This is a genomic window from Streptomyces sp. NPDC001634 (assembly GCF_040298185.1).
In the GTDB taxonomy this organism is placed as follows: Bacteria; Actinomycetota; Actinomycetes; order Streptomycetales; family Streptomycetaceae; genus Streptomyces.
Window position 1 is genome coordinate 1 of record NZ_JBEOZU010000068.1, and the last position, 13,924, is coordinate 13,924.

Here is a 13,924-nt window from a genome sequence, read left to right on the forward strand (position 1 = left end):
GCCGGCCCCGGCCGCGGCACCGGCAGCCGCCACACCGCCGGCGTCCCCCCTGCCCGGGGAGCGCGAGCCGCAGCAGGCCCCGGGGCCCTACCACCCGCCGCGGGCCTACCAGGCGCAGCCGCCGACGGGGGCCGTACGCCGTCCGCGGACCGGTGCGAGCACTACCCCTCGCACCCGCAAGGCGCGGCTCAGAGTGGCGAAGGCCGACCCGTGGTCGGTGATGAAGGTCAGCTTCCTGCTCTCCATTGCGCTCGGCATCTGCACGATCGTGGCGTCGGCGGTGCTGTGGATGGTCATGAACGCGATGGGCGTCTTCTCGACGGTCGGCAGCACGATCTCGGAGGCCACCGGCTCGAACGAGTCGAACGGCTTCGATCTGCAGTCGTTCCTGTCCCTGCCGCATGTCCTGATGTTCACGACGATCATCGCGGTCATCGACGTCGTCCTGGCGACCGCCCTCGCGACGCTCGGCGCGTTCATCTACAACCTCTCCGCGGGCTTCGTGGGCGGCATCGAGCTGACGCTGGCCGAGGACGAGTAAGAACGCGGTCGCAGAGCGCATCCCTGTCGGCGATGCGCTCTCTTGACTTCCGGCCGTCGCCATCGCGGTCCCGGGCAGGATGGAGCCCGCCCCCTGACTATCGATTTTGGGACTTCCCACCTCGTGCGCTAATCTTCAGGGGTCAGCGCGCGGGACACACACCGCAAAGCGCGGCGGGGCTATAGCTCAGTTGGTTAGAGCGCATCCCTGATAAGGATGAGGCCACAGGTTCAAATCCTGTTAGCCCCACAGATGAAGATCCGAGAAAGCGGGCGTTCCCGATGGGAAACGCCCGCTCTTCGTTTTGGGGCTCTGCTGCGGCCTCAGGGAGCTGGTTTTTCGGCGGCTGTGTCAGCGGCGTCTTGGACCCCGGCACGCACATCTGCCGCGTTGCCGGCGCTCTGCCCCAATCTCTCGGACCTCGCAGCTGCGCGCACCGGACCCTGTTCGACTCGGACAGGACGCGCTGCTTGCGGTCGATCCGATCCGCTGAGCAGGTCGTGGTCCGGCCGCTTCACATGACCGATCCGAGCCGTGGCCGTGCAGTGAGTGTCACGGCGCCGGCCGCGGCCCGCGTCAGTTCCGGACGTCCCAGGACGTCTGTGCTGTCGACGAACTGGTCCACCGCCCCGACCACCGGCAGGTCCCGCAGGGCCGGGTCCTTGATGCGCGCCGTCAGCGCCTGCGTGAAGCGTTCGGCGCGCAGTACGCGGAACGGTCGGGAGTGGTAGGCGCGCGTGGTCGGGTCGACCTGATCGGTGAGTTCCAGCTGGTTGTGCATGAGCGCGACGATCTCGTACGCGTGGGCGAGGTGGTCTTCGCGGGTACGCCAGTCCGTGGCGGCGAGGGCGGCGGTGAGTACGGGGGTGAGCCGAGGGGCGGTGGGGGTGCGGGCGAAGGCGCTGCCGAGCCATTTGCCGTACGGGGGGTAGCGCCGGTCCATCAGCAGGCAGAGCCGCATGAGGTCGCGGACCAGGCGCGCGGCGATGACGGCGGAGCCCAGTTCGTCGCCGACTTCGCCGCAGCGGCCGACGAAGGCTTCTTCCTGGGAGACGCGCTGCCACTGGCAGGCGAGGACGTGGAGCCAGATGTCGTGGGGGTACCAGCGCAGGGCGGTCCGCAAGGGGGAGAGGACATGGAGACCGTCGTGGAAGACGGCGCCGGCGGTCACCTCGGCGAGGAGCTGGGTGGGCGTGGCGAGCCAGTCGGCGGGGGTGATGCCGGATGCCGGGTCGAAGCCGAGGGCGGCGGTGAACCAGGAGGAGACGCTGGTCACTTCGACGCGGTGGTGAACGGGGCCGTCGGTGACCTGCATGACGCGGATGTCCCCGTCGCCCGTGGGGGCGAAGTGGGTCGGGTAGCCGTGGAAGATCTTCGGGAGGTGTTCGGCGAGCACATGTCTGATGTGTGCGGCGTGGCGGGGCACGTCATGGGGGTGGAGGAAGAGCTGCAGGCGCGGGCCCCATTCGTGGTCGGCGGAGCGTGCGGTGTCGTAGCCGAGAACTTCGGAGCCGCTGCCGATGCGGGCCCCGGAATGGGGAATGCCGGGGGCCGCTTCCTCCAGCAGGGGGCGTACGGCTTCGGTGTAGAAGCGGCGGGAGAGTTCGAGGCCGGGTATGAAGGCTTGCATATGTGCTCGGCTCATGCCGGGACACCTGCCCCGGTTGTGCCCGGTAAAGCACGGGGCTTTCACGCCTCCGCCACATTGCTGCCGCCTCGTCTGCACCGAGGCCGGTGATCGGGGCCGCCCGCGTGTCGGCCGGCTCCCGGTCGTCGCCGAGGCGCCTCTGCCGGGCCGCACCCGAGCCGTGGTCCTCAACGTCACCGCATACGTTTCGCTGTCGATCAACAACGGTCTGTGTCCAAAGGCCGGTGAGAGTACGGCTTCAGTGAATCTGTACATCGAATGCGCAACCGCGGCACGGCGTGCGAAGAATCTGCACAAGTGCCTGCCGGATGTTGCTCTCTTGGCGTCGAGTGTCCCGTTCTCCATCCCGGTGGCAAGACCAGTCACGTCCCCGGTACCGAGCAGCATGTGGAGAAGCCGCCCTCAACCCGTGTGCACGCCTGCACGAATGCGTAGCCTGCGGGTTCAACTGCCGTGATGGGAGTGCCGATTGATTGGATGCCCGGCGCGCTCCGTGCTTTCATCCTTTGCGCCGCGGGCGTCTCGCGAGGGTTTCCGGGAACGGGTGTCGCTCGCCCGCGGTGGCGGCCCGCCACCTGTCCCAGCCGGGCCTGCTCCCCCCTTGTGGAACATCCATGCGAAGGGAAGTCTGATCATGAATTCCGCTCCCCGTATCCAGACCGCTGAGATCTCCGACGCCGAGCTCGACAACGTCTCCGGCGGCCTGAGCCCGCATGCCGGCGTCATCGTCGGCCCCACGGCGGTCAGCGACTCGGATGTCCTGGCTCAGATCGGCGCAGCCCAGAGCGAGGTCCTGGGCACCGTCGGCCAGTACCACCAGGCAGGCTTCAGCGTCTCCTTCTGATCTGCGGCTGAGCGCCGGTCAGTGGGCCCTGGGCCACAGGTCCGAATCCTGTCAGCCCCACCAGGGAAAAGGCTCCCAACCGATCAAGGTTGGGGGCCTTTGGCATCTACGGCTGACATCAGCCGATGAGTGGATCTTCCAACAGCTCGGCGAGCAGGAGACCCGTCGTGCCGGAGGATCGCCTGAGCGACCTTGGGATGCACCTCCGGGAAGGCCGGCTCTTGCAGCTTCCGACGCCCGACCGCTGATTTCTGGCCATGCCGTACGGCATTGGCGGCTCATGTCACCATGTCAACGGCCCGGCACCGTGAATCAGGTGCCGGGCCGTTTGCCATGCGGGGCGTTGTACGCAAGATCGCCGGTGGTGCGTCCGCGATGGCGGTGGGTGGTGGGGGGTCGTTGGCGCGGCGGGGAGAGAGGTGCGGATCAGCGCCTGAGGTGAGTGGGCGGCTCGAGGTGGCCGGCGGGTTCGGAGAGGGGCCGGCGGGCGCGAGGGATGATCTGGCCCGCTGTGAGGGTGTCCGCGTGGCGTCGGTGGCGGCAGGCCGGGGCGGAGCCGTGGGCCTCGGCGTGGATGCGTTGCTTCATCGTGGGAGGCAGCGACCGGCCGCGGGACCATCTGCCGTGGGCCGGCCTCGGGAGCATCACGTGCGTCCCGGTGTTGCGCGCCGGCTGGGTCTGGGGCACGGCGGCCTGGGCGGCGGTGGCGGTGGTGGAGACGAATCCGAGCGCGGTGCACAGCGCCAGGAAGGCGGTGACGACGGCGGTCCACAGCTTCATGACCTTGTTCCGGGCCATGGCCCCTCACTTTCGGGTCGGGCGATTTGCGTACTTTCCTCATGATGTGTAAGAGGGATCCGAAGTGGTGGACCAACGCCCGTGGCGCGTCGTTCTTCGGATGAACACCACCCGGATGGACGCACAAGGCCCGGAAAATCCATGAATGGCGAGGGAGGGCGGTGAATGTCACAGCCTGTGGGGGTGCGATCACCGGCAGATCGGAGCGATCCCGTCCGGTTGTACTGCGGTATGCCGGAGGGGAGTTGAGGGCCGACGCAGGTCACCGATCGATATCGATCGGTGTGTATAGTCGGGCGCCAGAGGTCCCCTACGTCAAGGAAAGACGAGGTCGCGCGGTGAAGAAGCTTCTCCTGGTCGCACTGGCCGCCATCGGCGGGCTCCTCGTGTACCGCCAGATCCAGGCGGATCGCGCCGAGCAGGATCTGTGGACGGAGGCGACTGACTCCGTGCCCACGGGTTCGTGAGTCCCGCCAGACAACAGGTTCAGAGCAGGCCCCGACCGCCGATGCGGTCGGGGCCTTGTGTTGCGCCGGGTGCGGACGGGTCGTAAGGGGCGATCGCCCATGGCGTGCGGTCCTTACATCGTTTCGCGTGAGCGGAGAAAACGCTTGCGATGGCACATTCGATGCCCTTGGGGGGAACGTTTCGGCCGCTCGTCCGCAATGCGCGGATGCCGCCGTGGCGTGCGGGGCAGGATGGGCGACGGCCGGCAACGGTCCGGGGCTACGTACGGGGGTGGCACGTGATGAGGCGGCGTACGGAGGCGGGGCGCGGGCACGTCGGGCGCGGTCGGATGCCGGCGCGCGTGACGGTGGCCCTGTGTCTCGCGGCGGCGCTCGGCGTGACCGTGACGCTCCCGGCGCGGGCCGCCCAGGCCTCCGCGGCCGGTACGCCGACCCCGTACGCCTTCGACCGCGACGCCAGGAGGGTCGAGGGCGCCGCGGGCACCACGGACGCCGTACGCCTGGATCCCGGCCGTACATACCGCAGTGGCCTGCCCGTCGCGGGCAAGCGCTACTACCGCCTGGAACTCGACGCCACCACCAACGCCTACGTCTCCGCGACGGCCGTCCCCCGGCCCGGGGCGGCCGTCTCCTCCTCCGACGGCCTGAAGATCTCCCTCCAGGACGCCCACGGCACCACCTGCTCCTCCGGGACCGCGTACTTCGGCCCCACCCAGAGCCCGCACCCGATCGCCGCCCTGGCCTCGCGCGAGACCGGCCCCGGTACGTTCGTGTGCAAGGGGGCGGGGGCGTACTACGTGGTCGTCGAGCGGCGCGACCTGTCCGCCTCCGCGCCAGGCGACTGGGACCTGGAGCTGGACTACGCGTCCGAGCCGGCGCTGCGGCAGACCGGTGCGACGACCCCGCCCGGAGCCTGGAACTCCGCGACCCCCGAGGCCGTCCTGGGCGACGCCAGGAGGCGCGCGGGCGGGGCGGGCTTCGCGGCGGCGAGCGCCCTGGGTCAGGGCGTATGGCAGGACGCGATCAAGCCTGGGCAGACCCTCTTCTACAAGGTGCCCGTCGACTGGGGCCAGCAACTGTCCGCCACTGTCGAGATGGGCAGCTCCACCGGCGGCGACGGCTACGTGGGCACCGCCCTGGCCATGTCCCTGTACAACCCCGTCCGCGCCTACGTCGACGACGCCGACGCCGGTTACAGCGGCGCCCAGACCTCGGCGGCGCTCGAACCGCTGCCGCCCGTCGACTACGCCAACCGCCATGCCGTCGGCAACCGTGTGAGCGGGATGCGGTTCGCGGGCTGGTACTACCTCGCCGTGCACCTCGGCGCACCCGTCGCGGTCCGCTTCGGGAACGGGCCGTTCGGGCTGACGCTTCGTGTGCGGGTGAACGGGACGCCGAAATCGGGGCCTGCGTATGCGGGGCGGTCCGCACCGCGCGGCGTGTTCGAGGTCACGGCGGCGGACCGGGAGGTGGCCGCGGCGGCCGGGACGGAAGGGAACGGCACGGGAGGCGGCTCCGCGGGGCCCAGGGTGACCGCGTCGGGCAGCGGCAGCGGCAGTCCCGACAGCGCCGACATCGGAAAGGGCGGAGGAGGCGGGGACACCCGCACGATGCAGCTGGTCGCGGCGGGCGGGATCGGCACCGGGAGCGTACTGGTCCTGGGGCTCGGGGTGTGGACGCTGGCCGCGCGGCGGCGGGCGCGGGGCCGATGGGCCGGATGACCGCCGCTCAGATCCGCGTGAGAGCCCAGAACCCCACGATGTAGCAGGCGAGCGCGAGGAGCAGGACGGGCACGGCGACCTTCGCCGGAGGCCCCGGGCGCCGCGCGGCCCGTCTTCTGCCGCGCCGCGCGATCTGCCGCGGCTGTGTGGCGGCGTGCGGGGACGGGACGGCGTACGCGTAGGACGCGTACGCGGACTGATGCACCGCGGCAGTTGGGGTCATGGACGGGCCGAGGGAGGGAGCCGTGTACGCCGGGGCCGGGACCACGACCGCGGCGGGTGGAGTGGGCGGCTGCTCGGGCGGCCGCGGCACCGCAGGGAACGCCTCTCGCGGCAGCGGTGGCGGCAGATGGAAACTCCCGGTGTCCGACATCGTGGCCGGCCGCGGGGGCGGTGCCGGATCGACCGCGGGTCTGGGCGGTACGACGGGGGGCGCGGACTCCGGCCGTTCAGCAGGGGGAGGAGGCGCGGGCGTGACCGCGGACATGCCGGTGCCGGGGGCTGCGGGGGCGGTGGTCGGCCGCGGGGGTATCGAACCGGCCGTGGGCCGTGCCGGTCCGCTGTCCTCCGTCCGAGGGGTGCCTGTGTGGGGCGCCTGCCGGGGCGTATCTGCGGTGCCGGACGGTGTCTCCTCCGGGGCCCGGCCGACGGATGGCGTTGCTTCAGCCCCGACGAACGCCCCGCCGGACACACCGCCCGAGGTGCGTCCCGGACCCGTCCCGGAGCCCCCAGCCACCCCGGACGCCGTACGCAGCGGCCCCTCGGGGCCGAACCCCGCCGGGAGCGGCCCGAGTTGGTCGAAGATCTCCACCTGCTCGTCGTCGGGGCCCGGCTCGGGCAGCAGCTCGGCGGCCGCGGTGAGCGCCTTGCGCGCCCCCGTGGCGGTGCGGAACCGCGCGGCCGGGTCCGGCTGCAGCAGCGTCGCCACGACCTCCCACAGGGGCCCGGGTATGCCGCGTGGCGCCCCCGGTGTGCCGTTGGCCACGAAGTGCTCGATCAGCGCCCTGGTGTCGGGCTTGGCGCCCTCCAGCAGATACACCGCGACCAGACCCACGGCGAACAGATCGGCGCGGAAGTCCGGCTCAGCGCCCATCAGTTGCTCGGGCGCGAGGTAACCGGGCGTGCCCACCACGTAGTCGGTCTCCGTCAGCCGTGGCTCGCCCAGGCGCATCGCGATGCCGAAGTCCGACAGGCGCAACCGGGGCCGGGCGGTGCCGGTGGCCTCGAGGAGCACATTGGCGGGTTTGATGTCCCGGTGCACCACGCCCTCCGCGTGCACGGCGGCGAGCCCGGACAGCAGCTGGTCCAGCAGGGTGCAGACGAAGGCGGGCGGCAGCGGGCCGTAGTCCCCGACCAGGTGGACCAGCGAGCCCCCGCCGACCAGGTCCATGGTGAACAGGACCTTGTCGTCGTCGGCGGCCCAGCTGGCGGGTGCGAGCACATGAGGGTGGTCGATGCGCAGCGCCTGCTCGCGCACGAACCGCAGCAGCGAGTGGGCGTCGCTCTGCTGCAAGACCTTGGCGGCCACATAGCGGCGACGCCGGTGGTCCCAGGCGCGCCAGACCGCTCCGACTCCCCCGCGCCCGATGGGGTCGACCAGTTCGTACCGTCCGGCGAAGACCTCACCCATGGTCGTGTGTCGTTCCCCCTTCCGGACGGCGATGAGGACTCCCGCGCACCCCCCGGCGCGAGAGTCCCCGGCGGCCGAGGCGCCGGCTTCAGTTCTGGTGGGACTGGTAGTGGGCGACCGCGTCGGAGGTGCGGCCGGCGCCGTACACCCGGAGGAACTCTGCCAGTTCCGGGTGGGTCGGGGCGAGGGTGTCCGCCGCCTCGATGATGTCCCCCGCCGCCGCCACCGAGCGCAGCAGCGACTGGATCTCGCGGACCACCCGCTTGACGGTGGGCGCACCCGAACTGCTCGTCGTCTGCGTGGTGTTGCTGAGCACGGAGCCCCCCTGCGACTTCCTGATCTCGTCCATCCGCTCGGTCGCCTCGGCGGCGCTCACACTGCCGTCTGCGACCTGTCCCGCCAGGTCCTGCAGCAGTTGCACCCGCTGTACCACCGCGGGATTGCCGATCTTGGCGCGCTGACCGCTCATCAGCTGCGACAGCATCGGAGCGGACAGCCCCAGCACGCCCGCGAGACGAGCCTGGTTGAGCCCCAGATCCTCGATGAGCTTACGGAAGAGCGCCCCCAACGGCTCTCCGTACCAGTTCCGCTGCAGCTCCCGCGCTCTGGCGGTGGCTTCCTGCTGTGCGGCGTCCATTGCGTCTCCCCATCGCTTCCCCAAGTACTGCGGTTCGCTGTAGCGAACCACGTCGAGCATCTTACGGAGAGTGGTCGTCCACGGGGACCCCCAATCTTTTTGTGAGATACGGGGGGTGACCCGGTACTCTGGTGCGCAGCGCCCGCCGGTCCGTGTCGTACCGGCCGGATGCGTCCTTTCGGGGCCTTAGCTCAGTTGGTAGAGCGCTGTCTTTGCATGGCAGATGTCAGGGGTTCGACTCCCCTAGGCTCCACACCTCACACCGGTCAGGTGCCCTTTGCGGCGGCTGACCGGTTTTTTCTTGGCGGTGACCCGCGTCACACGACAGAGTTTGCAGTCGTTGCATTCCTTTGCGCAAACATCTGCGGGACTGCAAGCCGTCGCGGACTCGTGCGCAGACCGCCAGGGTGGCCGGAGGGCGGTATGCGGCGCCATGCCGGACCTTGTATGAGGTGGTATGCCCCGTGATGCGTAAGCAGAAGGGTGCGCTCTGTAAGCGAAGTCTCCACGGAACTTGCACAGATGGTGCGTTGCAAACGTCACCATGAAGGGAACGGGTAAAGCCCTCTCGGGGTGTTCCACGTGAAACATCGCTGTGGGGCAGGAGACGCTCAAGTCTCCTGCCCCACAGCGATGTTGGAGCCGGATCTGCCAGTCGGGCTGGACTCAGTGGCGGTCGTCGCGGTCCGTGGAGTCCTCCTCGGCCTGCTTCGCCTGGACCTCGGGGTCCAGCACGCTCTGACCGCTGCCGTCCACCGACGAGAGGCGGTCGCCCTGCGGCACCTCGGTCGCGGCGGGCGGCTCGACCAGCCAATCGGGGTTGGCTTGCCTGTCCCACCACTTCCAGGCGGCGAAGGCGCCGCCGACCAGGGCGCCCAGCACGGCCAGCCCCTTCATGACACGGCCGGCCCTGGCCCGCCGCTCCTGCCGGCGCGCCAGTTTCTGGATCTGCTGAGGCGACACCTGGCCCCGCAGCGCCGCCAGTGCCGCGGCACCACGGGCCGCCGCCTCTTCCCGTACCGGACCGGCCGCGGCCACCGCGTGCTCGAGCTTGGGACGGGAGTAATCGGCGGCCTGTCGAGCGGCCTTGCGGGTATAGGTGGCCGCTCCCTGGGCAGCCTGGTCCACCATGGGCGGTACATGTGTGCGGGCCTGTTCCAGGCGCGGGGCGAGAAGGGCGTCGTACTGGACGCGAGCCTGTTCGGCGGCCTGCGACACCTTGGGCGCGAGACGGACGCGCGCCTCATGTGCGTAGTGCGCTGCCTTGTCCTTGGCCGTGTCGGCGTAGGGCGCCACCACTTCCGCGGCATGCAGCACGCTGTCCTTCGCCGAACCGGTCGCGGCGCGCACGCTGTCGATGCGGGTCACGGGTTCCTCCTTTTTGGTGGCGTACGTATTTCGACTTTCCAGCCTTTTACGGATCATGCCTCTCGAAGAGCGCCTGGGCATGCGAGGACAGGCATCCGGGTCATGCGGCCCATAGAAGGACGAATCCTTTCCGCATCCGGACGGGCGACGATCGGGATGATCATGTGCATCGGCTGATCACGTGCAATAGCGGATGAATACGGGGCAACAGGAGCTTGTCGACGACAATGCCACGGTTCGTCGCGCCGCGCTCCCGCGACGGGACGACTCGACCGGTTTTCTGCGCGGCTGGAGCCGTGCACGGACCCGTTCGTGCCCGGATCCGGCGCCCCCGTCACCCTGGTACACCTGGGGAACAATCCTCGGGTCTTCGCCCGGAGGCGGTGGCCGGACGACGCAGGGCGCGTACCGTGCGAGGATCGGGGGGTCACAAAGGACAACGGAAGGCAGATCGTGGCCGAGCAGCTTTACGCCACCCTGAAGACCAACCACGGCGACATCGTCGTCCGGCTCTTCCCGGACCACGCCCCCAAGACGGTCAAGAACTTCGTCGAGCTCGCCACGGGCGAGCGCGAGTGGACCCACCCCGCCACCGGCGAGAAGTCCACGGCCAAGCTCTACGACGGTACGGTCTTCCACCGGGTGATCAGCGGTTTCATGATCCAGGGTGGTGACCCGCTGGGCAACGGCACCGGTGGCCCCGGCTACCAGTTCGAGGACGAGTTCCACCCGGACCTGCGCTTCGACAAGCCGTACCTGCTGGCCATGGCGAACGCCGGCCCGGGCACCAACGGCTCGCAGTTCTTCGTCACCGTCGCTCCCACGGCCTGGCTGAACCGTAAGCACACCATCTTCGGCGAGGTCACCGACGCGGCCAGCCAGAAGGTCGTGGACTCCATCGCCACCACCCAGACCAACCCGCGCACGGACCGCCCGGTCAACGACGTCGTCATCGAGTCGGTCGTCGTCGAGACCCGCGAGGGCTGAGCCCCCCGGGGCACACCGCACGAGGGAACAAAAGCGCCCCGCCCGTCCGTAGAAGGAAGGGCGGGGCACCCCGTCGTACGGAGAGTGAGGGGACCCCATGGACCAGGCGCCAGGCAGCCCGCAGGGCCCGCAGAACCAGGGGCCGCACGGTGCCCGTGAGCTACCGGTCTGCTACCGGCACCCGGACCGTGAGACCGGCATCCGCTGCACCCGCTGCGAGCGTCCCATCTGTCCCGAGTGCATGGTCAACGCCTCGGTCGGCTTCCAGTGCCCCGAGTGCGTCCGCACCGGCTCGGGCACCGGCCATGCGCCGGCCGCCTCGCAGCCCCGTACGCTCGCGGGCGGCACCGTCACCGCCGACCCCCGGCTGCTCACCAAGCTGCTGATCGGTGTCAATCTGGCCGTCTTCCTGGTCCAGCTCTCCGTCGGCGACCGCTTCACCGACCGGTTCGAACTGCTCGGCCAGGCCTACGTCCCCCTGCTCGGCTCGGTCGAGGGCGTCGCGCAGGGCCAGTGGTACCGGCTGCTGACCGCGATGTTCCTGCACGGCAGCTATATCCACATCCTGTTCAACATGCTCAGCCTGTGGTGGATCGGCGCCCCCCTGGAGGCGGCCCTCGGCCGCGCCCGCTATCTCGCGCTCTACTTCACCTCCGGGCTGGCCGGCAGCGCGCTCACCTATCTGATCGCCGCCCCCAACCAGCCCTCACTCGGCGCCTCCGGCGCGATCTTCGGGCTCTTCGGCGCCACCGCCGTACTGATGCGCCGGCTCCGCTACGACATGCGCCCCGTCATCGCACTGCTGGTGATCAACCTGATCTTCACCTTCGGGTGGAGCAACATCGCCTGGCAGGCGCACATCGGCGGACTCGTCGGCGGTGTCGTGGTCGGCTACGCCATGGTCCACGCCCCGCGTCAGCGGCGGGCCCTCGTGCAGTACGGGGTGTGCGCGCTGGTGCTGGCCGCCGTGGTGGTCATGACAGTTCTGAGGACCGGCCAGCTCACCTGAGCGGCGGATATGCACAGGCCGTAGCCCCAGGTTGTACCCAGCGTTGTCCACAGTCCCTGGCGGATCTTGTGCATGGAGTGGGGAACATGCGTGCCCCCTGTCACCGACCGGAGTTTCCGCAGGTGGGACAGGGGGCGAACAGGTTTGCGGAGGCCGGTGATTCCGTCATACCGGCGTCAATGCCCGATGGGTTATCCACAGATCGTCGTTCTTTTTCCACTGGTCGTCGACTCTGTGGACAAGGCTGTGGATAACTCAGTGCATGGCCATGGGTAAAGCCGGCCGCGGGAGGACCGAAGCCGCTACTTCCACTGAGTGGAGACGCCGAACCCCGCCGCGATGAATCCGAAGCCCACCACGATGTTCCAGTTGCGCAGCGCGTGGATCGGCAGCGACCCGTCGGTCACATAGAAGACGACGATCCAGGCGAGACCGATGAGGAACATGGCCAGCATGACCGGTACGACCCAGCCGTGGCTGCTCAGCTTGATGTTCGCGGCCTGCTTCGACGGCGGCGGCGTGTAGTCGGCCTTCTTGCGGATACGTGACTTCGGCACGAGGGTCTCTCCTGTCGATGCGCTGCGTGGCCGCGCAGGGAAGTGGGGCGGGCTCCGGGGCAGCGTACAAGGGGACACTGAGTGCTCCCCCGGGCGTCCGTTAGCGTAGTGCTTCCGCGGCGCCGAAGGAGATAAGGGTACGTTGAGCAATACGGCCGACTCCCCCGAGACGGGTTCGGGTTCCCCGGAAACGGAGTCCACCTCCACCCGTACGCGTCATTTCCGGCCCGTGCGCGTGCTCACCGTGGGCGTTTTCGCCCTCGCCGGTCTTCTTTTCATCACGAGCTTCAACACGGCCAAGGGCACCAACCTCCGCACGGACTCCTCGCTGCTGAAGCTCTCCGACCTCATTCACGACCGCAGCCAGAAGAACGCCCGGCTCGACGAGTCCGACGCCGCACTGCGGGGCGATGTCGAGGCGCTGGCCAAGCGCACCGGCGGCCGCACCAGCAAGGCCGAGCAGGAGCGGCTCGCGGCACTGGAGAAGAACGCCGGCACCCAGAAACTCACCGGCAGGGCCGTCACGGTCACCCTCAATGACGCCCCGCCCAACGCCACCGCCAAGCTCCCCGGCTATCCCGAGCCGCAGCCCGACTATCTGGTCATCCACCAGCAGGACCTGCAGGCCGTGGTGAATGCCCTGTGGCAGGGCGGCGCCCAGGGCATCAAGGTCATGGACCAGCGGCTGATCTCCACCAGCGCCGTGCGCTGCGTCGGCAACACCCTGATCCTCCAGGGCCGCGTCTACTCGCCCCCGTACAAGATCACCGCGATCGGGAACCCGGACAAACTCCAGAAGGCGCTCGCCGCCTCGCCCGCTATCCAGAACTACATGGTCTACGTCAACGTCTACGGCCTCGGCTGGAAAGTCACCGAGGACGGGACGGTGACTCTTCCCGGCTACTCCGGCACAGTGGATCTGCACTACGCGAAGCCTGTGGACTAGAGCCCGGGAACAGCTGCCGCTGGGGGACCTGTGTCGGTGCGCTTGATCGTCCGGACCGTCAGCGAACTGTGCATCAGCGTCGGCGCCCTCATCGTGCTCTTCGTGGCCTACGTCCTGTTCTGGACCGGGGTGAAGGCCGACAGCGCGATGAACGACCAGATCGACCAGCTGCAGAGGCAGTGGTCGCAGGGGACGGTGAAGCAGACGGCCGCGCCCGGCAGCTCGGCGAGCCCGAAGAAACCGGCGCCGTACGCCCCGGGCAAGCCGTTCGCCATCATGTACATCCCGCGGCTCGGTTTCACGTGGAACAAGCCCGTGCTCGAGGACACCGCCGTGGACACCCTCAAGAAGGGTCTCGGCCACTACGCGGGCACCGCCCAGCTCGGCCAGGTGGGCAACTTCGCGGTCGCCGGCCACCGGCGCACGTACGGCGATCCCCTCAAGGACTTTCCGCAGCTGCGGCCGGGCGATGCTGTCGTCCTGACCGACGGGACCACCTGGTTCACGTATCGGATCGACAAAGGCCCCTACAAAACGGTTCCCACGGATGTCGAGGTGATCGACCCTGTGCCACGTACTTCCGGGTACACGCGCCCGGGCCGGTATCTGACGCTGACCACGTGCGATCCGGAGTGGGGGCACAGTCACCGGCTGATCGTCTGGGCGCACCTTGATTCCACACAGCCTGTGGAGGCAGGGAAACCGGCGGCTCTACGCCGTTAGTCTGGTGGCGTACGGCGTGAGTCTGGTGCCGTGGTGAGACGGAAGGGA

General features: G+C 69.3%; 14 protein-coding genes and 2 tRNA genes. 10 read left to right on the plus strand and 6 right to left on the minus strand.

Going from position 1 to position 13,924, the window contains the following annotated elements; translation table 11 throughout:
- Together ABT186_RS34110 and ABT186_RS34115 are read left to right on the plus strand one after the other, a co-directional pair.
- Positions 1-541, plus strand: a 541-nt coding sequence (locus ABT186_RS34110) for a DUF3566 domain-containing protein (protein ID WP_351928382.1), incomplete at its 5' end; no start/stop codon positions are given.
- 175 nt (positions 542-716) lie between these two features.
- Positions 717-790 (plus strand) — tRNA-Ile (locus ABT186_RS34115).
- Between the two features lie 265 nt (positions 791-1,055).
- On the opposite strand, the gene ABT186_RS34120 is transcribed toward ABT186_RS34115, so the two are convergent.
- Positions 1,056-2,186 (minus strand): DUF4037 domain-containing protein, encoded by a 1,131-nt coding sequence (locus ABT186_RS34120; RefSeq protein ID WP_351928384.1) that lies wholly within the window; start codon positions 2,184-2,186, stop codon positions 1,056-1,058.
- 637 nt (positions 2,187-2,823) lie between these two features.
- Between ABT186_RS34120 and ABT186_RS34125 the strand changes: the two genes are divergently transcribed.
- Positions 2,824-3,033, plus strand: coding sequence for a hypothetical protein (locus ABT186_RS34125; RefSeq protein WP_351221293.1), 210 nt, complete (start codon positions 2,824-2,826; stop codon positions 3,031-3,033).
- A 426-nt stretch (positions 3,034-3,459) separates the two neighbouring features.
- On the opposite strand, the gene ABT186_RS34130 is transcribed toward ABT186_RS34125, so the two are convergent.
- Positions 3,460-3,831 (minus strand): DUF6344 domain-containing protein, encoded by a 372-nt coding sequence (locus ABT186_RS34130; RefSeq protein ID WP_351221294.1) that lies wholly within the window; start codon positions 3,829-3,831, stop codon positions 3,460-3,462.
- Positions 3,832-4,169: 338 nt separating this feature from the next.
- Here ABT186_RS34130 and ABT186_RS34135 point away from each other — a divergent pair, with 338 nt between their 5' ends.
- Both ABT186_RS34135 and ABT186_RS34140 read left to right on the plus strand, forming a co-directional pair.
- Positions 4,170-4,298, plus strand: coding sequence for a DLW-39 family protein (locus tag ABT186_RS34135; RefSeq protein ID WP_003999697.1), 129 nt, complete (start codon positions 4,170-4,172; stop codon positions 4,296-4,298).
- Between the two features lie 341 nt (positions 4,299-4,639).
- Complete coding sequence (locus tag ABT186_RS34140; RefSeq protein ID WP_351221295.1) at positions 4,640-6,019, plus strand: hypothetical protein; 1,380 nt, start codon at positions 4,640-4,642, stop codon at positions 6,017-6,019.
- Positions 6,020-6,026: 7 nt separating this feature from the next.
- Here the strand turns inward: ABT186_RS34140 and ABT186_RS34145 are convergent, their stop codons facing one another.
- A complete protein-coding gene (locus ABT186_RS34145) occupies positions 6,027-7,649 on the minus strand; it encodes a serine/threonine-protein kinase (protein WP_351928386.1) in 1,623 nt (540 codons plus the stop codon).
- A gap of 88 nt (positions 7,650-7,737) precedes the next feature.
- Entirely contained in the window at positions 7,738-8,286 is a 549-nt protein-coding gene (locus ABT186_RS34150; RefSeq protein ID WP_351221343.1) for a helix-turn-helix domain-containing protein, read from the minus strand.
- Positions 8,287-8,466: 180 nt separating this feature from the next.
- On the opposite strand from ABT186_RS34150, the gene ABT186_RS34155 reads away from it, so the two are divergent.
- A tRNA-Ala gene (locus tag ABT186_RS34155) sits at positions 8,467-8,539 on the plus strand.
- A gap of 413 nt (positions 8,540-8,952) precedes the next feature.
- Here ABT186_RS34155 and ABT186_RS34160 read toward each other — a convergent pair.
- A complete protein-coding gene (locus ABT186_RS34160) occupies positions 8,953-9,654 on the minus strand; it encodes a DUF5324 family protein (protein ID WP_351221297.1) in 702 nt (233 codons plus the stop codon).
- Positions 9,655-10,107: 453 nt separating this feature from the next.
- Here ABT186_RS34160 and ABT186_RS34165 point away from each other — a divergent pair, with 453 nt between their 5' ends.
- Together ABT186_RS34165 and ABT186_RS34170 are read left to right on the plus strand one after the other, a co-directional pair.
- Positions 10,108-10,641 carry a peptidylprolyl isomerase gene (locus ABT186_RS34165; RefSeq protein WP_351221298.1) on the plus strand — a complete coding sequence of 178 codons (534 nt, stop codon included), beginning with the start codon at positions 10,108-10,110 and terminating at the stop codon, positions 10,639-10,641.
- Positions 10,642-10,738: 97 nt separating this feature from the next.
- On the plus strand, positions 10,739-11,650 hold the full coding sequence (locus ABT186_RS34170) for a rhomboid family intramembrane serine protease (RefSeq protein WP_351928388.1): 912 nt from the start codon (positions 10,739-10,741) through the stop codon (positions 11,648-11,650).
- 302 nt (positions 11,651-11,952) lie between these two features.
- Here ABT186_RS34170 and crgA read toward each other — a convergent pair whose 3' ends face one another.
- Positions 11,953-12,207, minus strand: coding sequence for a cell division protein CrgA (crgA, locus tag ABT186_RS34175; protein WP_351221300.1), 255 nt, complete (start codon positions 12,205-12,207; stop codon positions 11,953-11,955).
- Between the two features lie 142 nt (positions 12,208-12,349).
- On the opposite strand from crgA, the gene ABT186_RS34180 reads away from it, so the two are divergent.
- A complete protein-coding gene (locus tag ABT186_RS34180) occupies positions 12,350-13,153 on the plus strand; it encodes a DUF881 domain-containing protein (protein WP_351928390.1) in 804 nt (267 codons plus the stop codon).
- A gap of 36 nt (positions 13,154-13,189) precedes the next feature.
- Entirely contained in the window at positions 13,190-13,876 is a 687-nt protein-coding gene (locus ABT186_RS34185; RefSeq protein WP_351221302.1) for a class E sortase, read from the plus strand.
- Positions 13,877-13,924 lie beyond the last annotated feature (48 nt).